Here is a 23,150-nt window from a genome sequence, read left to right as displayed (position 1 = left end):
TTTCGCCTTGAAGTCTGCCGAATACCGCGTCCGCTTGCCCGTCATCCGGGTTCGTCCTTCTCACAGGCGAACCGAGCTTACCCACCTGTCCGAAATCTAGGGACCATCTCAGTTTAATAAGAACAGGCCCCTAAAGCATCCTTCTTGCTGGCTTGCTTGCTGTCTTTCATACGGCGCTAGGACATTCTGACCTATGGTTCCGCCACGCAACGCACACCCAGGAGACGACGATGTCTGTCACCTACCTACCGGCGCCTGACGGCGATATTGGGATCGAGCTGGGAGATATCCTGGCCGAGTTGATGACGCGGCGCCCCTCGACTGCCACGGTCCCCCTCACCCTGCCACGGGCTGCGAGCGATCTGGCCAGCTTAGAGGTCGCCGAAACAGACGCCACGCCGGGCTTCGCTATGGTTCACGCCTGATGTTCCGGGCCGCGTCCTCGAGGCGTATGAGCAGGTTCAGCACCAAGTCTTCGTAACGGTTGGCATCAGAATCGGTCAGCGTGCCCTGGATGTGCACTGACTGGTTCCTCAGTTTCCGGAGTTCGTCGATCTGGGTGATGTCGTCGGCAGATAGACCGAGGGCTGGCGCAATCGCACTGAGCCCCCGGCTGTTGAGGATTTTCGGTATGGGGACGCCGCGGATCTCTGCAACCTTGGCAATCTCGGTGCTAAGCAAATTCCAGGCGCTCATCACCCGGTATTCGGGGGGATCGCTCCGCTTCGCATTCAGCCGGTAGGTCGACGCTGACGGCTCCCCGTCGGCCTTTTCGGCCTCTCCCGTCGTCGCGGTGGCGTGCTGCGTCGGAAGTGGCAAGACCACGTCCTGCTTGGCGATGGCTGGAGGGGCGAGATCCTCGGCCTTGTCCAGCCCCTGCGCAAACTCCAGCTCGCCGCCGAAGCCCTTGGCCTTGGTCAGTCGACCAAGACTCGTTGTGATCTGTCTCCGAAAACCGAAGGCTAGGATGACGAGGGCGGTTGGCCACGCCAGCGAACCCACGATGGCGGCGACGAAGGCGAGCCAGGTCACCCCTTCGCGCTCAGTAGCCGTGCTGACGCAGGTACGCGTCCAAGGCCTCCTCGATCGCCACTTGCTTGTCCTGCCGCATGTCGAAAGCGTACTTCCGGAGCCGCTCCTGGACGTCGACCGTCAGGCGCGTGCTGATCGTCTTGCGGGGGACCTCGCTGATCGACTGCGGCGCAGCAATCCGGGCGGGCGCCGCCGGGCGGGCCATCCCTTTCGCGGCGCGAGGCACAGAAACGGATGACAAGGCGGCATCGGGCTTAGACATGGGTTGGCTTCCTGGCTGGCTTGCTAGCTTGCTTGTTTACTTTTCCACGGATGTAAGTCCAGAGCTGTTGGACCTCGGCGGCTGATGTGCCGGCCGGCTCGTATTCCTGCGCCCCCAGGCCGCTGATCGCGGCCGATGGAAACGCCACGCTCTGGTGCAGCGTAACCGGGGCAACAGTGCCGTGCTGGGACAGGACCACGGCCGCCTCGGCGGTCAATTTTGCCCGCCTGGTGCCGCGACTGACCACGAACACCAGGGGGCGGTCCTCTTCCTCGACGATGTCGATCGTGCCGCCGATCGCGTTCAGATCGCCTTGGGGAGGGCTGGACCGGGACCACCGCCAGGGTCGCCAGCCGGATCGCCAGCCGGGCAGTGTCCTCGACGCTCGGCGGGGTGTCGATGATGCAATAGGCGAACCCGGCAGATCGGAGCCGGAGGATCTCGGCCGACAGATTGCTCGTGTCGCAGTTGATGAAGGCGGGGGTTTCCGCCTCGCGCCGGTTCCACCAAGCGGCAAGCCCGCCTTGGGGGTCAATGTCGACCAGAGCAACCGGCCCCTCGCCGGCCAGTTCGGCCGCGACGGCGAGGTTGCGCGCGACCGTCGTCTTGCCGGCGCCCCCTTTCCGACTGGCGAGAGTGATGATCTGCACTGACCTGCCTCCTGGCTTTCTGGCTGTCTTGCTGGCTTCCTTGTAGCACGCTGGGTATTACCGGCGTGCTGCCTGCCTACGCCATTCGGTGCCATTATGGAACCACCACGGGCCCGCGGCGGTACCAGGGAGAGGTTTACCAATGCCCCGAAAGTCAGGCTGCCTCGGTCGCTTCCAATAGCCGCGCCTGGTTCGTAATGGCGGCGATAACTGCATCGGTGGCGGTCTTGCAGCCGAGCCGCCGGCGAATCAGAGCCAGGGCTTCCTCGGCATCGGCGTCGAGCAAGGGTTTTGTCAGGCCTCGCGCCAGGGGCGCCGTCTGCCCAATCGAGGTGTGGCGGGTAGGCTCCGGGACCAGCGAAGCGGGAATCGGGGATGGACTGCGTGGCCTGCGGCTCCGCCGTCGTGACAGAGCGGCCGGAGCGCACGGCCCGGGGCTACCGCCGGTTCCGCTGCCGCGACTGCGGCAAGCAGTACAACGATCGCAGCGGCACCGTGCTGAACCACGCCCAGTACCCCTCCGACGTGATCGCCCTCGTGGTGCTGTGGCGGCTGCGCTACCGGCTGACCCTGCGCGATCTGGCCGAGATGTTCCTCCAGCGCGGGATCGTCTTCAGCCATGAAGTCGTGCGCGAGTGGGAAGCCAAACTCACGCCGGTGCTGTCCGAGGAACTCCGTCGGCGCCGGCACAGCAAAGGCGGCACCTGTGGCCGGCACTGGCACGTGGATGAAACCTACATCAAGGTGCGCGGCCACTGGGCCGATCTGTACCGGGCAATCGACCGTGGTGGCAATCTCGTCAACACCATGCTGGGCGAGCACCGCGACATGGCAGCGGCGCAGGCCTTCTTTCGCTCGGCCAACGCCGCCACCGGCGTCACGCCCGAGCGCGTCACCACCGACGGACACGGCTCCTACCCGCGGGCGATCCGCGCGACACTCGGCCGGAGCGTCGCGCATCGGACCAGCGCCTATAGGAATGTAGTGCGCCCGGTTGCTGAGACAGCTGGCTGCGCTGTTCAGGCGGCCAAGGGTAGGTTGGCCGGTGGGCACTGAGCAAGGCTGCGTTGCTCGGCGCGGATCTGGTTCGGGGTGCGGTAGCCGTGCCGGGCGACGAGCCAGGTGGCGTTGTAATGGGCCACGAAATCCTGCAGCCCGCGGCGCAGGTCTTCGATGGTGTCGAAGGTGTGCACCCAGAGGAAGTTCTCCTTCAGGGTACGGATAAAGTGCTCGGCGACGCCGTTGCCCTCGGGCTGGCGGACGAAGGAGGGCGAGCTCTCGATGCCGAGGAAGGCGATCTCGTCCTGGAAGTCGCCCGACATGTAGTTCGAGCCGTGGTCGTGGCGGAGGGAGAGACCCTTGGCCACGTCCTTCTCGATGCGGCCGAAGTGGCGCAGCACGCCCTGGCGCACCGGCTCGAGTGCCTCGAAGCGGTTGCCGGAGCGGGCGGCATGGTTGCCGACGCACTCGCCGGAGCAGTGGTCGACGGCAACGAAGACCCGGGCCCGGCCGTCTCTGACGGTCACGGTCTCGGTCATGTCGGTCCCCCACATCGCGTCCACCACCGTGGTGGTGATGGTGCCGTCATGGGCGCGCTGCTCGGGACGGCCGACCCGGTGCGGCGCCAGCAGGCCGTGCTGGCCCATCAGGCGCCGGACCCGGCGGGCCGAGGTGCGGATGCCGGCATAGCGCAGCCGAGCCCAGATCTTCCGGTAGCCCTCGCCGTGCAGGCGCGAGCCAAGGATCTGGGCGCGGATGTGCTCGAGCAACGCGGCATCAGAGCAGGCACCTACCGGGCCCCGGCGTGTCGGACCGGCCGGTGCCGCAGGGTCGGGCGCCGCGCGATGGCGGTAGACTGTGGCACGGGAGAGCCGCCAGACCCGGGCGACCCTGGCCAGACCGTAGGCGCGGCCCGTGGCCAGGGAGACGGCCCGGCTCACCGCCTCGACCTCCGGCGGGCCAAAGGGCGGCCGCCCTCCAGGGCGGCGATCTTCTGCTCCAGCAGTTCGTTGGCCATGGTGACCTCGCCGAGCTTGGCTTTGAGACGGAGCAACTCCTCATCGCGGCTGTCGCGCTCGCGCTCCTTCATCGCCACCTCTGCCGCGACCAGGGCGCGGTCGCGCCACTCGCTCAGGCGGGCGACGGTGACGTTGAGCTCCCGGGCCAGGGTCTCCAGCGGCTCACCGCGCAGCAGGCGGGTAACGGCCGCCAGCTTGCGCCGGGCGGAGTTGCGACGCTCCGGCCCGGTACCGCCCGTGGGGGCGCCAGCGTCAGCGTTCTGGGCGCACGTCGGCGCCCCCGCGGGCTTGTCGCTGTGGTTCTGGTCCATCGGTCTGACCTCCGGTTGCGGTGACCTCTACCGCAGTCGGCTGTCTCATCGAACCGTGCCGCACCCCACAGCGCCTATAGGAACAACGGAATGGAACAAGATCACCGCGGCGTCAAAGGCCGCACACGATGTATGCGGGGCTTCAAGAGCTTCGACGCGGCGGAGCGCTTCTGTCGAGGCTACGATGAGCTCCGCAACTTCCTCCGCCCCCGCGTCCGCCACAATCAATCTGTCCCAGCCAGCCGCCGTCGCCTACTCCACCTCCGCCGTGCCACTATCGCGCTCCTCATTCTCACGGCGGCGTAGATCGAACTCGTCTTCCAACTCACGCCGTCAGGTTTGGCACGAGCGCTGACAAAACCGCCTGGATGAAGTCGCTGCACGCTGGAGGCTTCCACGAAATCGAGTCGAGAATCTTGTGCACAGTGGCCAGTTACTCGTGTACGTTCTGGCCGGCACAGAGCGCGTCGCGTACACGGACCTTGCCGATTACGAACACCGCGCACGTCGCTCTGGGCCTGCCGTGAGTTCGCAAGAATGATTGCGATTTCTCGCCCTGGCAGAACTGGTGACTTGGCTCCTGACGTTGGTGAACGGACCCGGCCGGTGGCGGTACAGGCCAAGCCGCCGTACGAGGCCTGCCCTTGTTCTGATCTCCGTGTGCCCATCTTGCCATTCAAACTGAACCAAGATCGCCACCACCATATCCCCTAGCAGATCTATAAGGTTCAGAAGTGGCGTGAGTACAACGCCAGCCTGTACCAGCGCGGCAGCTTGACCGGGTCGTTATCGGACGCGGCCATCGAAAACTGACGCGCAGCACCGCGCACCACCCCTGGCGAGCAACTCTGCCACTCCCGACTGACGATCCTGACGGCGCTGACCCTTGGCCGTGTTCCGCTTAGCCCTACGCCAGATGAAAGGGCTGATAGGCTCCGTGCTCCACCTACTCGGGCTGGCTCTGGTGGTGCACGACCAAAACCACCCTTTGCCTCCGGGCAGAGGCGCTGGAAGTGCCGCGGCTCCGGCTGCACACTCAAGATGACGCCGTCCACTTGCTGGTCGACAGCACCAGTCTGAAGCTGTGCGGCGGAGGCGAGTGGCTGCTGGAGAAGCATTACACTAAAACACGCCGGTCCTGGCGGCAGCTGCACATCGGCATGGACAGCGAGACTGGCCAGATCGTCGCGGCGGCGCTGACCACCAACGACGTCGATGATGGCTCTCGGATCGGTCCTCCGCTCGAAAACGCGAAAGCACCAGTGGCCTCGTTCACCGGGGGTGGTGCCTACGATCAGAAAGGAGCTGCCGCTACATTGGACGGGCGTGATCCAGACGCACTCGTCACCGTGCCGCCGCGCTTCGTGGCCACGCCAAGCGAGGCGACAAAGCGCGCCAACACAGCGGGATGACCTTCTGCAGAGCATCACCGGGCGCAGAAGAGCAGCCTGCATTGGCAGTTTCAAGCAGCTGATCGGTGATGAGCTGCGCTGTCACACGGGCCAGCGTTGGGCGACCGCGGTGAACGTTGCCACCAGCGCCATGAATTGCATGCTGCAAGATGGGACACCCGATCTCTGTCACCACAGCCTGACTTCAGACAGGGCTGGACCTACTGAGTTCATCCTGTCGATTATGAAACACGACTAACCGTGCCATCAAACTGGCGTCGGCTAACGCCCCAGATGTTCGGCGGCGGCATTTTTACAGTTAGCTATCGGCGCCTTCGGCCAAGACAGCGCGGATCTCTCGGCGGCGCCGGCGCAAAGTCGCCAGTGTCTCGAGCCCCCGCCGGACCTCAGCGTCGATCCTACGGAGTTCAGCACGGAGCTTGGGCATGTCGATTGATTCACGAATCCGGTTTGGCTCGATGCGAATTTCCCGGCGAAAAGCAAGAATTAAGTGCCGTGAAACGTCGGGGCGGAGCAGCCCGCGCGCTTGCGCGATCTCGAGCTGTGCCGGAGTAAGCAAAGCAAGCTGATAGGCGGTGGAATACGACCCTGGACAGGCCTCCAGTGGGATACGCCCGCTATCTACCGCCCTGGCGATCTGCCTGAACTGGCTGGCTACCGTTTCGCTGAAGGGGAACAGGCGACCGAAGCCGCGGCGCAGTGCGTCCCGCTCCGTGTCGTCTAGCACCTCATCGACTGCGAGCAGTGCGCGGCCGCACTCTAAGTAGGCGGCCTTTGCGTTGCTCCACGCCTCGGCGACTTGTCCGCGTGCCTGCAGCAGCGCCCGAACCTTGGCAGGGTCGTCAGCCAGTGCCGTACCTTGGAAAACCTCTCGAACGGTGTCGAGGACGTCTCCGTTGACCGTGATGAACCGCCCAATGTCTTGCTGCCGAGGGTCAGGAAGGGCGCCCTCGGGGGGATCGTCCTCAATAGCAATTTCTTTAAGCCGGCGGCGGGAGAGTGTGCTCATGCGGCTAACCCGAGCTGAAGGCCGGCTTCCCGAGCGATGTAGGACCAGAGGGCGTCAAAGCTCTCAGTGGCTTTCGCGCCTTTGACATCGAGGACCGACAAGCCCTTTCCGGCCGTAAGATGGATGTCTTCCAACGCCGGTATCTCGACGGGTGCAAGCGCTCCCACCTTAAGTAGCCGCCCGCGCGCAGCTTCGTAACTCTTGGTCCTGCGGTTGGCCTTGTTCAGAACGAATGCCGCAGACACGCCCGACTTGACGAGCGTTGCCATCCAAGGACTGACGCTGTCTATGTCGTCCTGTGTCTGGCCACATGGCACGAGAACCAGGTGGGATGCACCAGCCAAGCCTACTGCCGCGTTGTAATGGTCCTCTATGCTGGGCGGCGTATCAAGAACAACGAGGTCATAAGCCGCGGTCTCGTCAAGCACCCTACGCCAATCGGCGAGTGCTGCCGGTCGGACTTCGACACGGGGAGCTTCGGGAATGCCTTCGCGTAGCCTCTCTCGCCGAAGGAACCACTTGTGCAAGGTGCTCTGGCGATCGAAGTCGATCCCGAGCACATTAAGCCCAGCCTGGGCGCCGCAGACGAGGAGGTTGCGTGCCAGTGAGCTCTTACCTGTTCCGCCCTTCGGCGAGGACAAGAGCACGATCCGCCCCCCAGGCGGCCGTTTGGTCGCTCCCGTTGCTCGCATGTTAGATCCCCCGATCATCACCCCTGCGGCAGATCATCGGCGCAGCGATCAAGCAACGCAAGTTTTGCATGCAAAACTGAATTCGATATCATTATGAAGGTCTGGCGCTGTGGAAACCCTAGTAGGCTCGCGTCCAGCGTTCAGCGTTCAGCTCAACCAGCATGGGATTCCAGAATTTGGAACTGGCGCGCGCTACGGCAACCTGGACCTACAGCGGTCAAGGAGCATAGAGGTCGGCCCTATCCGATGCCGATCTAATGATTGCTAGTCGCTTAGGCGGAAATCATAAATGTCGGACGGCCGCTCTTGCGGCAGTTAGCCAAGCGATAGTGCAACCTAGCGAACGCTTCTCAGAGCTATGGACTTCAGGTGGGGGGATCACTCACCGCTCAACTCAGGCGGCTAATGCTTTGCATGGAAGCGCCGCCGTGCCGCTGCAACTGCACCTGGTGGAGAACTCGGTCGCGGCCTCTGGTCCGGCATGCTGGCCGTCCTTGGCTGAGCCGACCCCTGGCGGGCTGCAGTTGATCGATGGCACCACCACTAAGGCAAACCGTTCGGCAGCCGACGGAAAATGGATGTCGAGCGCCAAGCCATAGGCTGCTCGCGCGCCAGTTGGGGGACCAATATCCACCTCCTGTCCGACAGCGCCTACCACAGTAATGGTCTGCGCCCCTTTCTGACTGAGCGCATCACCGCGCCGCTGATCCCGAACAAGTTCACTCGCAAGTACCCGCAGCCCTTCAACCGGAAGGCCCGCAACATCGTCGAGCGTACCATCCGAAGCCTCAAGGATTGGCGCCGCATCCTGCCGCCATCCTCATCGGATCGACCTGGTTCAGGCCAGGACTTACTTCGAGTGAGCACCCTCACTACAGTGATTAGACGCGTGTGAAACAGCCTGCCGAGAGCAAGTTGCTAGACCGGGGCATCGAGGTCTTAATGTAGCTGGCGTAGTCTAGTTCTGATGCTCCATTCTACAGCGTCGTGGCCACGGACTGGCTCCCGCACGCCCTTGGCTGGTTTCAGGGATGGGGGGATTACTCACCGGCGGCGAACAGCGGAGTGGCCGTCCTGAGTTGGGGGACCACTCACCGCAATCAGCCGCGGTGCAACTGGGGGACGCGACGGGTAAAGCATGACTCCTTCGTCGGCTAGTTCCACACGAGCCTCTGGATAGGCAGACACGGCCTGTCCGAGCGCAGTCAGAAAGTCGCGCCTGAAAGCGCTAATTTTTGCATATCCGGTACCAAACTGCTCCCGGAGCGCAGCCCAGCGTACTGGCGTGGGTCCCTTAAGAGTATGGAGGCGATAGGCCAGCCAAATATAGACGTCGAGGCTCGTAGAACGATCCGAGAGTTCACGCAATGCTGCCTCGCGGAGCGGAACGGGGTGCTTTCGCAGCGTCTCATAAAAAACTTCATCGAGAACAACACGGTCTTCCCACAGATCGGTCTGTCGGCCGTCATCACTGGCCCGGTGAAACCGCAGACCGGATCGGACGAAACCGCCTTTGTCGAACCCGCTCGCGTTGTCTCCTTCCCAGTAGAACTTGAGCGAACATGCCGCGATGCGGGCCGCTTGCTCGCGGAGTGCCTTGCCAGTTTCGCCTCCCCAGGAGAGACCCATCCTACTTAGCCAATCACGCATGCTCCGGCCGAGCTCTACTTCGCGAGAGCCGGTCCGAACTGCCTGGGTTTGCAAATAGAGCAGGATCATGCGGGCACGCGCGCCGTATGGAACGCCGAATAGCTTCGCTGCTCCCAGACCGACCCGCAGTCGGCCCGGCTCGATCGAAAGAATTACGCGATGCCCGCGCTTTTCCCAAGGCTGATCGTCTTTGAGCCGTTTGTGCGGCAAGCCAGTTAGGCAGAAGCCGGTGTAGGTAATACCGATTTTCGCTGCCTCGTCGGCCATGACTTCAGCGGCTATATCAACCAGCCGCTTGTGTTCGGGCTCGACCATTTGTCGGGCTTGTTCACGACCATGGACGAGTACGAGACGACGTGCCCCGTGGTCCGGCTCCTCCTCAATGCCCATGGTTCAAGCTCCAACTGCCATTCGTACAACACCGAAGCCTTGCAACCACGGCATGGTCAATGGGGGGATTACTCACAGGGCTATTGGAAGAGTGTTGAATCTTAGTCTAGTTGAGTAGGTGAGTGATCTCCCCGGGGATAACCTCGATTCGGTGAGGAATCCCCCCAAATCGGTGAGTGTTCCCCCCGGGATAACTGACCAGCCTGTGGAGTGATCCTGGGTGAGTGATCCCCCCACCCGCATCGGCCGACTCGACTCGTGCTCGTCTGACCCGATGCCGGACTGAGCCCAAGACGTTGGGCGACATCTGCTGAGGTGATTGAAATTCCGGGTCCGCCGGGGTGGAGGGCTTGGACGACCATCGGACTTGGCGGGCGGGTGGAGACGCAAGATTCCTACTCCTGACCGGTCGAGAACCCGATGACCGAGCCCAGACTGCCCCTGTTGAATCTGCTGGCGAAAGAACGGGGTGGTCACTTCCTGCGCATTGTCGCCGAGGCGGTGCTGCAGATGAAACCCTGGCGAATGGCCGGCACTGCACCAGGTACCACATCCGCTTGGCTGAATGCTGTGGCAATGGTCCCGGCGCCTGGTCTCCCTGGCTTTGGTGCCTCTCAGGTCGGAGTGATGATTGGACCGACGCGTAGCGCTGCACCGGGAGGGTGCTGGCCGTCGTCACCGCAAAGCAGTAGGGCAGGGGCATGCGCGACCCCACCCGGCAGGCCGATCGGTTGATCGCCATCCGCCTGCGATACAGGATCAACACCTACCTGGAGGACATGGGCGTGACCACACCGGTGGCGATCGGTGCCGCGGTAGGCATGCCCGCTGCCGAGGCGGCAGGGCTGCTGACCCGTCGGCAATGGCGCGCTGGCGATGTTGCCGCGCTGCAAGCCGTGGCCGAGCGGCTCGGGCTGAACGTTGCGCTGCCGGACACTTGCCTCCAGTAGGGGATGGGATGAGCTTGGTGAGGGGCCCGGTGCCGCCGTCGGTCGTTCGTCTGCTACGGTTTGGCCGTGACGTTGGGATTGCCCCTGCCGGTCAGACCCTTCCTCCCGAACGCCGGGCTCTCGCGCTCACGCCCCATTACCGCCCTCCTAGCGCTGCAAAGGGTCTCCCGCAGCACTCCGCTGACACGAGATCTCCGCGCTTCCCCCTCTCCAACGGATGTGTCGCGGTTCCTCATTGATGCGACTAATCTGCTCTGGCCGACATTGCGGTCGGTTGATCGGCACGCTGTCGGTCGCGCCTGCTACGGGCCGGGCAACAGGCCGGCCTTCCTGGCGCGGGCGACGACATGTGCCACCGATCCCGGCTGCCAAGTCGCACCGCCGCGCGGCGTCGGCTCGCGGATCGCCTCCAGCCGCGCGCCGATCTGGCGCAGTGTGGCGCCCGGGTCGGACCGGAGGATGCCGGCCACGACGGCCAGCAGCCGGTCGGGGGCTGGGGCCGGCCGGGCCGCGGCGAGCAGCGCGGGCTCAGCCAGGCCTTCCGCCACCATCCGCCGCACCGCCCGGACGAGGCGTTCCGAGGTCCAGGGCGGCGCCCCCAGGGCGCGGCGGGCATTGAGGTAGCGGACGACATCGTCCCAGGCGCGGCCATCCGTCCGCAGCCGCTGCACCGCCGGCAGCCAGGCATCGGCGCCGGCCACCAGTCGGGCGAGGTAGGACGCCCGGCGTGCCTCCGAGGTCGCCCGCCGGGCCGCCGGATCACCGGCCCGCAGGCCGGGGTTGCCGGGCCGGCTGCCGCGGGCGGCGGCGGCGCGCATGCCGCTGCGGGTGCGTTCGCGGATGAGCGCGCGTTCGAGTTGCGCAGCGGCGCCGAGGACCTGCAGTGTGAACAGGCCCTGCGGGCTGGCCGTGTCGACCGGGTCGCGGAGCGAGCGGAAGTGCGCGCCGCGGGCCTGCAGGTCCTCGAGCACCCCAAGCAGGTGCGACAGCGAGCGGGCGAGACGGTCGAGCGAGACTACCACGAGGGTGTCGCCGGGCTTGAGGCGGGCGAGGGTGCGGGCCAGCACGGGCCGGTCGCGGTCGCCGCCCGAGGCGTGCTCCTCGGCCACCTCACGGCAGCCGGCGGCGCTAAGCTCGTCGAGCTGGCGCGCCGTGGCCTGGTCCTCGGTGCTCACGCGCGCGTAGCCGACCAGCGCCATCGGACGATGTCCTGCCTGCATCCGGAACGGCATGGGCCCTGGCGGGGCGGTTTGTCAAATGCAGCAAGATGCCGGGAAACGGTCCTTTAGTCGCGCATCAAGAGCCCAAGCCGAAGCCCGACCACCTGCCCCAGCCTGCCGCCGAGGCGCCCTAGGTGGGCACCGGGGCGCCGCCGTGGGTCCACGCTCAAACCCTTGTCGGACCAGCATTCTGCCGCGTCCGGGGCGTCGTGCCCTGGCGTTCGTGGCGCGCTGTACGGCCCGGCTTTCAGCTCTGAAATCTGCTTTGCGGCGATGCCAAGGGCCTCGACAGGCACCGTGGCACCTTGCGGCGGAGCGCCTAAGGTGTAGCCGGTCCCAATAAAGGGACGATTTGAACCTAAGCCTATTTCAAGGTAAATGAGCGCTGATCGCAGGGGAAGGAGGCCCTCGGTGTCGCTGCTATCGAGCAAACGGCCTGACGCGCCCCCACACCTCGGAGACCCGACCCTGCTGGCGGCTCTTGCCGCAGCCAGCGCCGCGCTCGCGCGGCTCGACTCGGCCACCACCCTCCATCCCCTGCTGCCGGCCCTGCTGCACCGAACCCGGCTCGACGCGGCCCGGCGCCAGGCTGCCGCGGACGGGCACCTGATCGATCCCTGGCATCTCGCCGCCACGCTGGAAGGCCTGCCGCTGCGGGCCATTCGGGACAGCGAGTGGGTGAGGGACGCGGGCGCGCTCCAGGACGCCGCGCGCCTTGCCCTCGACTACCACCGCTGGCTCGCAGCACCTGACGGCGACGCGGAGGACCAGGTCCTGGTCGCCCTGGCCGCGCTCGAAGGGCAGTGCCCTTACGGCGTCCCGCTGCTTGATGCCGCCTGGGGCGCCTGGCTCTGGCTCGAGCGCGGCGGGACGCGCCCGCCGCTGCGTGCCGCACTGGTGCGACGCTGGGGCACGGTGGGCGTGCTTCGTGCCCCGCTGCCGATCACCGGGGCGGCCGCGCTCGGGCCCGACCAGCCCTGGGATCCGGCGTTCTGGATTCCCGCAGTCCTGCGGGCGGTCACTGCGGAGGCAGGGGCAGCCCTCGACCTGCTGGTCGAGATGGAGCGGCGATGGCTCACCGCACGGGCGGCGGTGGCCGCCGGGCGGCGCAGGACCTCGCGCGCGCCCGCGGCGGTGGATCTGCTTGCTGCCGTCTCGCTCGTCTCGGCCACGACGCTGGCCGCTGCGCTGGAGATGTCGGTGAAGGCGGCCTGCGCCATCCTTGACGAACTCGTCCGGCTGGAGGTCGTGGTGGAGGTGACGCATCGCCACAGCCGTCGCCTGTTCGGCCTCGCCGGCCTCGCGCCCCTGCGGCAGGTGGCGGCGCCGCCGCGCCGGCCGCAACCCGGGCGGGGGCGGGGGCGGCCGCGCGAGCTGCCGGCCGTGGTGGAGGAGCCGCCCGAGGTCCTGCCACCGCCGTCGCTGCCGCGCGCCGGGCCGCTCGAGCGGCGCGCCTTCGACTACGGCGACCTGGAAGCGGCAATGCAGGCCGTGGACGAGGCGATCCGGAAGGCGCGGGCCGGGCTCGCCCGGGTGGCCGGGACCGCACGGGCCGACGACGACGCTGCTGGATGAGGGGTCTCGGATGGTGGCCGAAGGGATTCGGGCAACGACCGGAGTGGCGAGGCCAGGCGGCCTCGGACCGGTATCGGCTGGCGTGTCCAGAGGAGGTGGCAGGGGCGAGTTGGGCTGAAACCTGACATCCCGCTGATTCTCAAAGGACCGCAGCTTTCCGGGAGTGGACCGCTGCTCTGGCCCCTAATCCCGCTCGCCGAGCCGGCGTTAGCGGACGTCCAGCCTTAAAAGCATCTCCCGCCACCCACCGATAGCCACCTTGCTGCAGTTATATAGCCGGCTTGGGTGGACCTGGATAAGTTCGTAAATTTTGTGGGCACCTGCGCCCTCCGCCCCACTACGTGATTCAAGATAGCCCAAGCCGGCTCTATAAGCCGTCGCGAGGATCTTGAACGACGCTCCAGCAATCCCTGCATCATGGCCGCCGAACGCCCCGATGAGGTCCGGTGGGAGCTGCCGGGGGACCTGGCGCCGCCCGTATCCATGATGCTTCGCAAGGAGGATGTGGAGATGAGGACCGAGTACGACTTCAGCCCGCTGTTCCGCTCGACCGTTGGCTTCGACCGGATGTTCGACCTGCTGCAGCATTCGATGCGTGGCGGCGTGGACGAGAACTACCCACCCTATGACATCGAGCGAACTGGCGAGGACAGCTACCGTGTCACGCTCGCGGTGGCCGGCTTCAAGCCCAACGACCTGAACGTGGTAGCCCAGTAGAATATGCTGGTCGTCACTGGCGAGCGGCGGAGCCGTGCCGAGGCAAACGGCGGTGAGCGACAGCGCCAAGTGCTCCATCGCGGTATCGCCGGCCGCTCCTTCGAGCGCCGCTTCGAGCTGGCCGACCATGTGAAGGTAGCGAGCGCGGATCTCGCCGATGGCTTGCTCACGATCGAGCTCAAGCTCGAGATACCCGAGGCTATGCAGCCGCGCCGCATCGAGGTCGGCAGTGCCGGAAACAAAGTGCTCCGCGGCCCGCAGCCGCAGCGCCACATCGAGGGACAGGCAAAGGTCGCATAAGTCCTGCGGTCGACTGAATCTACCGCAGACGATTTCGCCCCGTCGCATGACGACGCGGCGGGGCTGTCCAGCCCCCCGGTCGGGGGGCGACTGGCCCTGCTGAGCAGCCTTGCGGCCGATCCGTTCGGTCGGCGCTGGGCCTGTGTACGCTACTGCTCAAACCAGGGGGCGGCGGGTGCGTTCGGCGGCGTGACCGGAGGGTGCGGCCTTCCGGTCGGGGGCGCCAGCGATGGCGAGGGCCGTCTATCTGGGGAAGACTGGGCGGCCCGCCCCTCCCTATAGCCACTTCGTCGAAACGGCGGATTGTCATCCGCGTTTCGGAGCGCGGACATCATTTGGCCGGCTATCTGGACCGGCCGGAGATCGTCCGCTCCACCGGACCCTACCGGGTCGACCTCTCGGGCGACGCGCCCTGGGCGGAACCCTTCGGCGACATGCTCGGCCGCGTGTTGGCGGAGGATTTGACGCAGCGTCTGCCGGGCAGCACGGTCTTCACCGAGGCAGGCGGACTCTCGGCAGATGGGAATGCCTTGGTGGAAATCGACGTGCAGCGCTTCGACGCCAATGCGGAAGGGCAGGTTATACCAACCCGATTAAACACTGACACATGCCCAGTCCCTGGTGCCGATGGAGCGGATGCGCTCTGGGTCACCAATGAGGAAGTGCCACGCGCTGACACAGGCATCGACGATGGCCTCGTAGGTGTCCCAAACCAGGGCGGACAGTTTATTGCCGCGCAGGAATTCCCAGACGTTCTCCATTGGGTTGAGCTCGGGACTATAGGCGGGCAGATCGAGCAAGGTGATGTTTGCCGGAACGCACAGGCGTTTGCCGCGCTGATGCCAGCCGGCGCGGTCGAGCAGCAGGACTGCCTGGGCGCCTGGAGCAACCTGAGTGCTGATCTCGGCCAAGTGGACGTTCATCGCTGCCATATTGGCCACCGGCGTGATCACTGCAGCGCCGACGCCGCGGGCTGGGCAGATCGCGCCGAACAGGTAGGCCGAGCTGTGTCGGTTGTCGCGCACCATCGCCGGGCGCGAGCCGACGGGAGCCCACACGTAGGTCAGGCTGCCTTTCTGTCCTACTCTGGCCTCGTCCTGAAACCAGATCTCAATCGGCGTACCAGCGGTGCAGCCGAGCAACGCTGTCTTCAGCAGCTCGGGAAAGTTTTTTTATATGCCTCCTGCGCCGCGGCGTCCTTCTTCGGGTGATGCGGTCGCGGCTGCAGCCGCGTCAGGCCAAGCCCGTGCAGCCATCCGCCAATCGTGCCCTCGCGCACCTCGACCCCAAACCGGCGTGCGACCTCGGCGCGTAGGTCGACGCAGCGCCACCGCACCACCTTATCCCGCTCCGGGTCCGGCCCTGCCACGACCAGGGTTTTCAGCTCAGCTTTCTGCTCGGGCGTTAGCAGTGGCGTACGGCCGGGGCTGGGCCGCGACTGCAAGCTGGCGACACCGCCCTCGTTATAGCGGTGAACCCAGTCCCGCAGGGTCTGCCGATCCATGCCGCACTGCTCGGCCGCCTGCTGCCGCGATACACCCTCCAGGACCAACGCAACCGCCAGCAATCGCCGGACCTGGGCCGGATCCTCACTCGCACGGGCTGCCGCCCGCAGCTGCGGCGGCGTAAACTCGTCCCGGGTCACCGCCACTGCCGCACCCATGAGGCCCTCTCTGCCGAATCGATACAGGGCTCATCGAATCAGCCTGCCAGCGGCTCGAGAAGACACAGGAGAGTCAGTCCCAAATCGGGTTGGTATTACGCTGCTGGCGCAGGCCGCGGTGCGCCGCCCGGGCTACCGGCGTGTCGGGCCGACCCGGGCCGTGCGGTTGGAGGTACCAACGCGCACAACGGCAACGGCTGACATCGTCGCGGCTATGAGCGTGTCGCTGGGCCAGCTCGCCGATGCCGTCTGTGCCATGCTGCGCGCCGTGTGACGCAGCGTCCCGAACCGGCGCCACGCAGCCGCTGCCTGCCGACCACCACAGGCGGATGCGACAGGCTTGCGCGGTAAACGGGATCGAGCGCGTGTTATGCGTTACCCGTGGTAATCGGCCTTCGCCTCGCTGTAGAGCCATCCACCTCAGTTTCCGGCGGCTCGCTGCACCAACGCCCGTCAGGTCAGCATCTGCTGAATCTCCTGCAGCATGACCAGGTGCTGCTGGATCGACATGCGTGCCAGCACGGCAATGTGCTGCGTGTCGGTGCTGCGGTTCGTGTTCTCCAGGTAGCCCTGCTGGGCGAGCAGCAGCGCATTGTGCTGCGTGATCTGGCTGAGAATGTAGGCACGGTCAAAGCCTGGACCGGACTGCGCTTGCAACGTGCGCAGCACGCCCGAGTGATTGGCGTCGAGGGGTACCGGAGGCGGGTTCTCAGTGTCGGTCAGCACTTGGGCAAGCGCGGTCTGCTCGGCAATCTCGAAGCCGGCAAACTGCTTGACCTTCGGGTTCGTCGCCCGCTCCAGCGCCAGCTGGCTGGTTTGTTTTGCCAGTGTGCCGCCCATCAGCGTTGTGGCTAGGTACTCGGTACCTGAAACGGGGGGCACGGTCCGCACCTGCGCCAGGACTAATCTGGGCGAAAGCGCGAAGGTCGCGACCCCGGTTGAGCCGAGCAGGATACCGCGTCGATTCATTGTGACGTTCCTTTTGCGCAATACTCGGCTGGGCGATTAGCCTGGCCGCCAAGCGCCACAACGGCGACGGCACGCGCTGGTTCGGAGGCGGCCCCACAGGTGGTGCCGATGGGACTTCCTACCCGCCACAAGGGCCCAATCGCCGGCGGGAGCGAGGATACCTGGCGGGATGGACGGAGCCGTTCCGACCACTCAAGCGTAGCGCCGTGCTTGCGCCGTCCAGGACGCTGCGCGCCGGCGCGCAGCGCGGCCTCTTGGACTGCGCTTGCGCGCGGCGCTCTGCCGGCCGGCAGGTCGGGACGGAAGGATGTCAACTTCGGTCGAACCGCAAGATGAGCCACGGCCCAGGGTCTCCCGCCGCCTCCGCCCGCATCCAGCCTGTCTTGCGCCGCTCAGGGCTGAGCAGCCCATCGAGGAACCCACCAGCCGATGCTGCCACCGGGTCTTGGGTGAACAAGGGACGGATCCGCGCCTTAATGTCGCGCAGCGACGACGCCCACAGCTCCAGCGTCGTCGCGATCGATGCACCGCTCAACAGTTCACCCCTCGGCAAAGGCGAGCAACGCGTCAGGTCCGGAAGAGTGCAGCTGTAATGCTAGGCTGTGGCTTGATGGACAACGCTACGCGTTGCCCACAAGCCCACAGCCACCACAACAGCGATGAATGCATCAAAGGAGAGAAAAGAAGCTGTAGAGCGCGCGGTCCGGCAGCGACGAACGTGGATCGCGACCCATTATTGAGCTGGCTCCGGTGTTCTTGAGGAATCTGCCTGCTGTCCTCAGATAGCCGGAGCAATGAGGCACGTAGACATGCGGAGCCTGACGCCGGAGGCGCAAGAGGAGCGACGGCGGCAGGTGATTGGGCTGCGCCAGGCGGGGCAGACCTATGCGGCGATCGCGGCCCAGGTCGGGCTGACCCCGACCGGGGTCTTTGACATTTGCAAGCGCTTTGCGGAGCGTGGCCCGGCGGGGCTGAAAAGCCAGCCGCGTGGGCCGGCGCCAGGACACGGCTGTCTGCTGACGGCAGAGCAGGAGGCGGCGGTCCAGGCCCTGATCCGGCAGCAGATGCCGGATGCGTTGGGGCTGGACTTTGCGCTCTGGAGCCGGGCAGCGGTGCAGGCGCTGGTCTGGCAGCGCTTCGGCGTCGGAGTGGTGGTGCGGACCATGGGCAGCTACTTGGCGCGCTGGGGCTACACCCCGCAAAAGCCGCTGCGGCGGGCCTACGAGCAGGACCCGGCCGCGGTACGGCGCTGGCTGCGCCGGGATTACCCGACGATCGCGGCGCGGGCCAAGGCGGAGAAGGGAGTGATCTTCTGGGGTGACGAGAGCGGCCTGCGCTCGGACGACGTACGCGGCCGGAGCTACGCCCCACGCGGTGAGACCCCGGTGGTTCGCCCCAGCCACCGGCGGGCTAATGTCGGCTTGGTCTCGGCGGTGACCAACAGGGGCGAACTGCGCCGAGTAGGTGGGGACGTTGCCGTCCCCACCCCTCACAGACCCGGACGTGCAGATTTCCCGCATCCGGTTCCTCACGGGAGAGCTTCGCTCGCCATCATGTGGCGACGCGTAGATCGGCTAGAGCTACGGCCGAAACTGGGTGATGGCGGGCTGAGAAAGGCGGCGTATCGAGGCGGGTGACGAAGCCTGCCAGGACCTCCCGAAGGAGCGATACGCCATGACGAGCACTACCACCGTTGTCCCCCTGCGTCAGCCAGAGACCATCGACGATCCGCTGACGGCTATCCTGCGGAGCGGCGCCCGCCGGCTGCTGGCCCAGGCCGTCGAGGCGGAAGCCGAGGCGTTCCTGGCAGCGATGAAGGGCGCGCCGCTGCCGGACGGGCGTGAGCGCCTGGTGCGGCACGGACATGGCCCGGAGCGCCAGGTGCAGACTGGGATCGGCCCGGTCGCGGTGCGGCGGGTGAAGCTCCGCGACCGTAGTCCCGGCACGGCGGCCGAGCGGATCCGCTTTACCTCGGCGATCCTGCCACGCTGGGCACGGCGGACGCCGAGCCTGGATGCGCTGCTGCCGGTGCTCTACCTGCGCGGGGTCTCGATGGGCGACTTCCAGGAGGCGCTTGGGGCACTGCTGGGCAAGGCGGCCCCGAACCTGTCGCCGTCGGTGATCGCCCGGCTGCGGGATACCTGGCAGGCGGATTATGCCCGTTGGCAACGGCGCGACCTGGCGGCCCGGCGGTATGTCTACATCTGGGCGGACGGCATCTATCTACAGGCGCGGATGGAGCCGCAGGCTGAATGCATGCTGGTGCTGATCGGCGCCACGCCGGAGGGCCGGAAGGAACTGCTCGGCTTCCAGGTCGGCATACGCGAGAGCGCGCAGAGCTGGCGGGAGCTGCTGGTCGATCTCAAGGCGCGCGGCCTGGCCATCGCGCCCGAGTTGGCCACCGGCGACGGGGCGCTCGGTTTCTGGAAGGCGCTGGAGGAGGTCTCGCCGACCACCCGGCATCAGCGCTGCACCGTGCACAAGACCGCCAACGTGTTGGACAAGCTGCCGAAGTCGGTCCAGCCGGCAGCCAAAGCCGACCTGCGCGAGGTCTGGATGGCGCCCGATCGCACCACTGCCGCGGCGGCGATCGGGACCTTCGCCGAGAAGTACGCGGCCAAATACGAGAAGGCGGTCACCTGCCTGCTCAAGGACCGCAACGCCCTACTGACCTTCTACGACTTTCCTGCCGAGCACTGGGATCACCTGCGAACGTCCAACCCGATCGAGAGCGTGTTTGCCACGGTCCGGCACCGCACGGTGCGGACCAAGGGCGCGCTGTCGCAGGACACGGCCCGGCTGATGGTGTTCAAGCTCGTGATGGCCGCCGCCAAGACCTGGCGCAAGCTGAAGGGAGAGAACCAGTTGCCCAAGGTCATCCAGGGCGTCACATTCAGGGACGGCGTCGAGGTCATCATCACGCCAGCGCAGGACGCCGCCTGATCACCGCGTCACCCAGATTCCGGCATAGCTCGATCGGCTATCCGCTGGCGTTCTGTGGACAGGTTTGTGGGGTTCAGTGTCCCCTCCCACGTTTCCCGCCACCGGCTCTCTCCCCGTGACGCCTCCCTTCCCTCCGTCGGGTCCCAGCGAGCCCGGTTCCCCGACTTCGCAGGTACTATGAAGGCGCTACGACTTCCCTCGCAGGCATGTCCCGGTCCCTTATGGGTTCGGTTCCAGGCTCCCCAGGCTTCCCTGTCTTCGTGCTCGCCGAAGCGCTCCCGGCGCGGCAGGGATCCGCGTCCGGGCCTGGGCCTTGATGAGCCGGGCTGCCCTGTCCGGCACTCTGCCTGAGGACCTACAAGGGATCTCACAGGTTTCCTGACGTTCCATCCCAGACCTTTGCCCGGCTCTCGGACCCCGGCCGGACCAGCAGGACCTCGCCATGGCGGTCCTGCCGGTGCTGCCCCCGGGTCCAACACACCGAAGGCTCCAGCGGGTCACATATCGGGGCTCAACCCCGGGCTTTGGTCTCCGCTGCCTACGCTTCACGAGCGTCGTTGCCCGCGCCCATGCAAGGCTTGCTTCCGGCTGGCGGGCTGCGCCTTTGCCGGGAGGGTGTCGAACCCTCTGGAACGCGATGGAAGGTTTCAGATTACGTCATCCTCCTTCCCAGGACTTTTCCTGTCGCAAGTTGGATGGTGCTCGACGGCGCGATCAAGGCGCCGAGCCTGATCCGCTTCCTCGAGCGCCTGGTCCGTGACACCGGCCGCAAGGTTTTTCTCATCCTCGACCGGTTGCAGGTGCACCGGGCGGGACTGGTGCGCGCGTGGCTAGGCAGTCGGCAGGATCAGATCGAGGTTTTCTACCTCCCGGCCTACAGCCCTGACCTCAACCCGGACGAGGGCCTGAACGGCGATGTCAAGCAGGCCGTCACCGCCAGGCCGCTCGCCCGCAGCAAGGGGCAGCTCAAGCAAGCTGTCGTCAACCACATGCGCAGCCTCTCCAGGCGGCCAGAGCGCATTCGCTCCTTCTTCCACCATCCGCAATTCCGCTACGCAGCTTGATTCAAGAGCACCGAAGCCAGCTCAATATGATATCGGGGATGCCGGCGCGATCACCGCGCTGGCGGCGGGGTGCGCCGCGGTGGCCATCAACCAGCCGCCGCTGCCAATTACCCGTCTGGGCGCCGCGGCGCGCCCCGCCGCCTGGCGGTCGCGCGCCCTGCCGCCCGGGCACCTGCTGCGGCAGGTCTGCGGCACCGCACCGGACTACGCCGCGGCGCTGCGCCTGCTGCGCAAGACGCCGATCGCTGCCGTGGCCGGCCATGCCCTGCGCCCCGCCGCGCCGGTGGTGGCTGTGGCGAACCACTGGGATGGTCTGGCCCACCCCGGCGCCCCGCGCTGGCTGGAGAGCCATGCCCGGCAGCAACGGATGACGGCCGTGCTGACCGCTGGCCCCGTGCCGCCCGGCTTCGCCTGGCTGGCGCCGTCGCTCGCGAATCCAGGAACGCACCTGACCGCGGTGATGCGCCCCACGACCGGGACGCTAGAACTGATCGCCATGAACGGGGAACGGCGGGTGTCCACGGTTTTGACGATCGACCGACCGCTGGCCTAACCTCCGGGCCAAGTCCAGGGCGGCCCCGCGCCGCCGCGTCGCAACGAAGCAGAGAGAGAGAGAGCGATGCCCCTCGACACCGCAGCCGCCCCCACCTTGGATGCGTTGATCATCGGCGCCGGCTTCTCCGGCATGTACCAATTGCATTCCCTGCGCGATCGCCTTGGGATGAAGGCGATGGTGCTGGAGGCCGGCGGCGGCGTGGGCGGCACCTGGTACTGGAACCGCTACCCCGGCGCCCGCTGCGATTCGGAGAGTCATTCCTACTGCTACGCGTTCTCCGAGGCGCTGTGGCGCGAATGGGAGTGGACCGAGCGCTACCCGGGTCACGAGGAGATCCGGCGCTACATGAACTTTGTCGCGGACAGGCTGGACTTGAAGCGCGACATCCGGTTCAACACCCGCGTCATCGCCTGCCGTTACGACGAGGCGGCGAACCTGTGGCGGGTTTCGACGGAGACCGGCGAAGGCTTCTCGGCCCGCTACCTGATCACCGCGGTGGGCTGCCTCTCCACCGCGAACATCCCGAAGATCCCGGGCCTCGAGGCGTTCCAGGGCGAGTGGTACCACACCGGCAGCTGGCCGCAGGAAGGCGTGGACTTCACCGGTAAGCGGGTGGGCCAGATCGGCACCGGCTCCACTGGCATCCAGGCGGTGCCGGTGATCGCGGCGCAGGCTGGGCACCTGGCGGTGTTCCAGCGCACCGCCAACTACAGCGTGCCAGCGCGGAACAAGCCGCTGACGCCGGAGTTCAAGGCCTGGGTGCGCGACAACTGGGCCGCGATCCGGGAGACGATGCACTCCACAGTGAACGGCCACCCCTTCACCATCGAGGACCGCTCGGTCCACGAGGTCTCCGACGAGGAGCTGAAAGCCATCCTCGAGAAGGCCTGGGAGCGGGGCGGCTTGCAGTTCCGCGCGAATTTCCGCGACGTGCTGCTCGACGAGGGCGCGAACGCGAAGCTGGCGAACTTCGTGAAGGACAAGATCCGCTCGATCGTGAAGGATCCCGAGACGGCGGCGAAGCTGGCGGAGATCGACCACCCCTACGCCGCCAAGCGCCCGCCGATCGACACCGACTACTTCGAAGCCTTCAACCGCGACAACGTCGCGCTGGTGGACGTGCGCGCCGACCCGATCGAGCGGATCACGCCGAAGGGCGTGCGGCTGCGGAGCGGCAAGGAGGCCGAACTCGACATCATCGTCTTCGCCACCGGCTTCGACGCGATGACGGGCCCGCTGATGGGGCTGAACATCATCGGCGTTGACGGGAAGACCCTGGCGAAGGAATGGGAGGCCGGGCCGCGGACCTATCTCGGCCTTCAGGTGGCAGGCTTCCCCAATATGTTCACCATCACCGGCCCCGGCAGCCCAAGCGTGCTGTGCAACATGCCGGTCTGTATCGAGCAGCATGTTGAGTGGATCACCGACTGTATTGCCCACCTGCGCGCGAACGGCATCGCGCGGATCGACACCACCGGGGCCGCGATGGAGGACTGGGGCAGGGAGGTGGAGCGCGCGGCGAACGCCACCCTGCTGCCGCGGGTGCCGCATTCCTGGTACCTGGGCGCGAACGTGCCTGGCAAGCCGCGGGTATTCATGCCCTATGCCGGCGGCATGGCCCGCTACCGCCGCCACTGCGCTGAGATTGCGGCGAAGGGCTATCCGGGCTTCGTACTGGAGCGTGGCGAGCCGGCTCAGGCAGCGGCGGAGTAGGGGAGGGGATAACTCCTCCTCCTTCCCCCGTTCCCAGTAGTCCCCAAACTGCCG

At 66.3% G+C, this 23,150-nt stretch carries 22 protein-coding genes and 6 pseudogenes; 15 read left to right on the top strand and 13 right to left on the bottom strand.

Going from position 1 to position 23,150, the window contains the following annotated elements; translation table 11 throughout:
* Window positions 1-230: 230 nt before the first annotated feature.
* The gene (locus E2C06_RS24035; RefSeq protein WP_133291131.1) at window positions 231-425 is read left to right on the top strand and encodes a hypothetical protein; all 195 of its coding nucleotides are present in this window, start codon (window positions 231-233) and stop codon (window positions 423-425) included.
* On the opposite strand, the gene E2C06_RS24030 is transcribed toward E2C06_RS24035, so the two are convergent.
* The 5 genes and pseudogenes from E2C06_RS24030 to E2C06_RS40395 all read right to left on the bottom strand — a co-directional run bounded on the left by E2C06_RS24030 (window position 409) and on the right by E2C06_RS40395 (window position 2,230).
* Window positions 409-1,032 (bottom strand): hypothetical protein, encoded by a 624-nt coding sequence (locus E2C06_RS24030; protein WP_133291130.1) that lies wholly within the window; start codon window positions 1,030-1,032, stop codon window positions 409-411. The two genes, E2C06_RS24035 and E2C06_RS24030, sit on opposite strands and share 17 nt — an antisense overlap.
* 10 nt (window positions 1,033-1,042) lie before the next feature.
* Entirely contained in the window at window positions 1,043-1,294 is a 252-nt protein-coding gene (locus E2C06_RS24025; RefSeq protein ID WP_133291129.1) for a hypothetical protein, read from the bottom strand.
* Window positions 1,287-1,547: a hypothetical protein gene (locus tag E2C06_RS39695; RefSeq protein WP_241671444.1), complete on the bottom strand. Its 261-nt coding sequence runs from the start codon at window positions 1,545-1,547 to the stop codon at window positions 1,287-1,289. Before E2C06_RS39695 ends, E2C06_RS24025 begins: the two co-directional genes overlap by 8 nt.
* Window positions 1,548-1,635: 88 nt before the next feature.
* Window positions 1,636-1,944, bottom strand: a pseudogene (locus E2C06_RS40880) (AAA family ATPase); the annotation flags it as partial.
* 154 nt (window positions 1,945-2,098) lie between these two features.
* A complete protein-coding gene (locus tag E2C06_RS40395; protein ID WP_277751867.1) occupies window positions 2,099-2,230 on the bottom strand; it encodes a hypothetical protein in 132 nt (43 codons plus the stop codon).
* Window positions 2,231-2,319: 89 nt separating this feature from the next.
* Between E2C06_RS40395 and E2C06_RS24015 the strand changes: the two genes are divergently transcribed.
* On the top strand, window positions 2,320-3,000 hold the full coding sequence (locus tag E2C06_RS24015; RefSeq protein ID WP_133291127.1) for an IS6 family transposase: 681 nt from the start codon (window positions 2,320-2,322) through the stop codon (window positions 2,998-3,000).
* Here the strand turns inward: E2C06_RS24015 and E2C06_RS24010 are convergent.
* Window positions 2,964-4,273: pseudogene (locus E2C06_RS24010) on the bottom strand (IS3 family transposase). The gene E2C06_RS24015 and the pseudogene E2C06_RS24010 sit on opposite strands and share 37 nt — an antisense overlap.
* 63 nt (window positions 4,274-4,336) lie before the next feature.
* Here E2C06_RS24010 and E2C06_RS40875 point away from each other — a divergent pair.
* Window positions 4,337-4,579, top strand: a pseudogene (locus tag E2C06_RS40875) (DDE-type integrase/transposase/recombinase); the annotation flags it as partial.
* 749 nt (window positions 4,580-5,328) lie between these two features.
* Window positions 5,329-5,685 (top strand): transposase, encoded by a 357-nt coding sequence (locus E2C06_RS38845; RefSeq protein ID WP_206664672.1) that lies wholly within the window; start codon window positions 5,329-5,331, stop codon window positions 5,683-5,685.
* A 298-nt stretch (window positions 5,686-5,983) separates the two neighbouring features.
* Here E2C06_RS38845 and E2C06_RS23995 read toward each other — a convergent pair whose 3' ends face one another.
* On the bottom strand, window positions 5,984-6,694 hold the full coding sequence (locus E2C06_RS23995) for a hypothetical protein (protein WP_133291125.1): 711 nt from the start codon (window positions 6,692-6,694) through the stop codon (window positions 5,984-5,986).
* Window positions 6,691-7,341 (bottom strand): ParA family protein, encoded by a 651-nt coding sequence (locus E2C06_RS23990; protein ID WP_241671443.1) that lies wholly within the window; start codon window positions 7,339-7,341, stop codon window positions 6,691-6,693. The genes E2C06_RS23995 and E2C06_RS23990 overlap by 4 nt, the downstream gene beginning before the upstream one ends.
* Before the next feature lie 619 nt (window positions 7,342-7,960).
* On the opposite strand from E2C06_RS23990, the gene E2C06_RS23985 reads away from it, so the two are divergent.
* The gene (locus tag E2C06_RS23985; RefSeq protein WP_133291123.1) at window positions 7,961-8,281 is read left to right on the top strand and encodes a hypothetical protein; all 321 of its coding nucleotides are present in this window, start codon (window positions 7,961-7,963) and stop codon (window positions 8,279-8,281) included.
* 149 nt (window positions 8,282-8,430) lie between these two features.
* Here the strand turns inward: E2C06_RS23985 and E2C06_RS23980 are convergent, their stop codons facing one another.
* The gene (locus E2C06_RS23980) at window positions 8,431-9,426 is read right to left on the bottom strand and encodes a replication protein RepA (RefSeq protein ID WP_133291122.1); all 996 of its coding nucleotides are present in this window, start codon (window positions 9,424-9,426) and stop codon (window positions 8,431-8,433) included.
* 701 nt (window positions 9,427-10,127) lie between these two features.
* Between E2C06_RS23980 and E2C06_RS23970 the strand changes: the two genes are divergently transcribed.
* Window positions 10,128-10,376: a hypothetical protein gene (locus E2C06_RS23970; RefSeq protein WP_133291120.1), complete on the top strand. Its 249-nt coding sequence runs from the start codon at window positions 10,128-10,130 to the stop codon at window positions 10,374-10,376.
* A 302-nt stretch (window positions 10,377-10,678) separates the two neighbouring features.
* Here the strand turns inward: E2C06_RS23970 and E2C06_RS23965 are convergent, their stop codons facing one another.
* Window positions 10,679-11,575, bottom strand: coding sequence for a recombinase family protein (locus E2C06_RS23965; RefSeq protein WP_206664671.1), 897 nt, complete (start codon window positions 11,573-11,575; stop codon window positions 10,679-10,681).
* 432 nt (window positions 11,576-12,007) lie between these two features.
* Between E2C06_RS23965 and E2C06_RS23960 the strand changes: the two genes are divergently transcribed.
* The 4 genes and pseudogenes from E2C06_RS23960 to E2C06_RS40870 all read left to right on the top strand — a co-directional run.
* The gene (locus E2C06_RS23960) at window positions 12,008-13,171 is read left to right on the top strand and encodes a hypothetical protein (protein ID WP_241671442.1); all 1,164 of its coding nucleotides are present in this window, start codon (window positions 12,008-12,010) and stop codon (window positions 13,169-13,171) included.
* A 510-nt stretch (window positions 13,172-13,681) separates the two neighbouring features.
* Window positions 13,682-13,888, top strand: a complete 207-nt coding sequence (locus tag E2C06_RS41230; RefSeq protein ID WP_338324229.1) for a hypothetical protein — start codon at window positions 13,682-13,684, stop codon at window positions 13,886-13,888.
* Window positions 13,889-13,891: 3 nt separating this feature from the next.
* Complete coding sequence (locus tag E2C06_RS41225) at window positions 13,892-14,188, top strand: Hsp20 family protein (protein ID WP_338324228.1); 297 nt, start codon at window positions 13,892-13,894, stop codon at window positions 14,186-14,188.
* A gap of 200 nt (window positions 14,189-14,388) precedes the next feature.
* Window positions 14,389-14,757, top strand: a pseudogene (locus E2C06_RS40870) (PqiC family protein); the annotation flags it as partial.
* Window positions 14,758-14,781: 24 nt separating this feature from the next.
* Here E2C06_RS40870 and E2C06_RS23945 read toward each other — a convergent pair.
* The 3 genes and pseudogenes from E2C06_RS23945 to E2C06_RS23935 form a co-directional block, all read right to left on the bottom strand.
* A protein-coding gene (locus E2C06_RS23945; RefSeq protein ID WP_133291118.1) for an IS630 family transposase occupies window positions 14,782-15,851 on the bottom strand; the annotation gives its coding sequence in 2 pieces (ribosomal slippage) (window positions 14,782-15,362 and window positions 15,362-15,851; 1,071 coding nt in all).
* A 453-nt stretch (window positions 15,852-16,304) separates the two neighbouring features.
* A complete protein-coding gene (locus E2C06_RS23940; RefSeq protein WP_133291117.1) occupies window positions 16,305-16,820 on the bottom strand; it encodes a DUF4142 domain-containing protein in 516 nt (171 codons plus the stop codon).
* Window positions 16,821-17,157: 337 nt separating this feature from the next.
* Window positions 17,158-17,355: pseudogene (locus tag E2C06_RS23935) on the bottom strand (IS701 family transposase); the annotation flags it as partial.
* A 259-nt stretch (window positions 17,356-17,614) separates the two neighbouring features.
* On the opposite strand from E2C06_RS23935, the pseudogene E2C06_RS23930 reads away from it, so the two are divergent.
* The 5 genes and pseudogenes from E2C06_RS23930 to E2C06_RS23910 all read left to right on the top strand — a co-directional run.
* Window positions 17,615-18,277 (top strand): annotated as a pseudogene (locus E2C06_RS23930) (IS630 family transposase); the annotation flags it as partial.
* 217 nt (window positions 18,278-18,494) lie between these two features.
* The gene (locus E2C06_RS23925) at window positions 18,495-19,763 is read left to right on the top strand and encodes an IS256 family transposase (RefSeq protein ID WP_133291116.1); all 1,269 of its coding nucleotides are present in this window, start codon (window positions 18,495-18,497) and stop codon (window positions 19,761-19,763) included.
* Between the two features lie 695 nt (window positions 19,764-20,458).
* Window positions 20,459-20,827: a transposase gene (locus E2C06_RS23920; RefSeq protein ID WP_165982622.1), complete on the top strand. Its 369-nt coding sequence runs from the start codon at window positions 20,459-20,461 to the stop codon at window positions 20,825-20,827.
* A 79-nt stretch (window positions 20,828-20,906) separates the two neighbouring features.
* Window positions 20,907-21,380 carry a C45 family peptidase gene (locus E2C06_RS23915; protein WP_133291114.1) on the top strand — a complete coding sequence of 158 codons (474 nt, stop codon included), beginning with the start codon at window positions 20,907-20,909 and terminating at the stop codon, window positions 21,378-21,380.
* 66 nt (window positions 21,381-21,446) lie between these two features.
* Window positions 21,447-23,096, top strand: coding sequence for a flavin-containing monooxygenase (locus tag E2C06_RS23910; RefSeq protein WP_133291113.1), 1,650 nt, complete (start codon window positions 21,447-21,449; stop codon window positions 23,094-23,096).
* Window positions 23,097-23,150: the final 54 nt, after the last annotated feature.

This window comes from Dankookia rubra (assembly GCF_004355005.1).
Taxonomy (GTDB): domain Bacteria; phylum Pseudomonadota; class Alphaproteobacteria; order Acetobacterales; family Acetobacteraceae; genus Paracraurococcus; species Paracraurococcus ruber_A.
The sequence above is the reverse complement of the archived record's forward strand: the minus strand, read 5'-3'. Positions and strand labels throughout refer to the sequence as shown.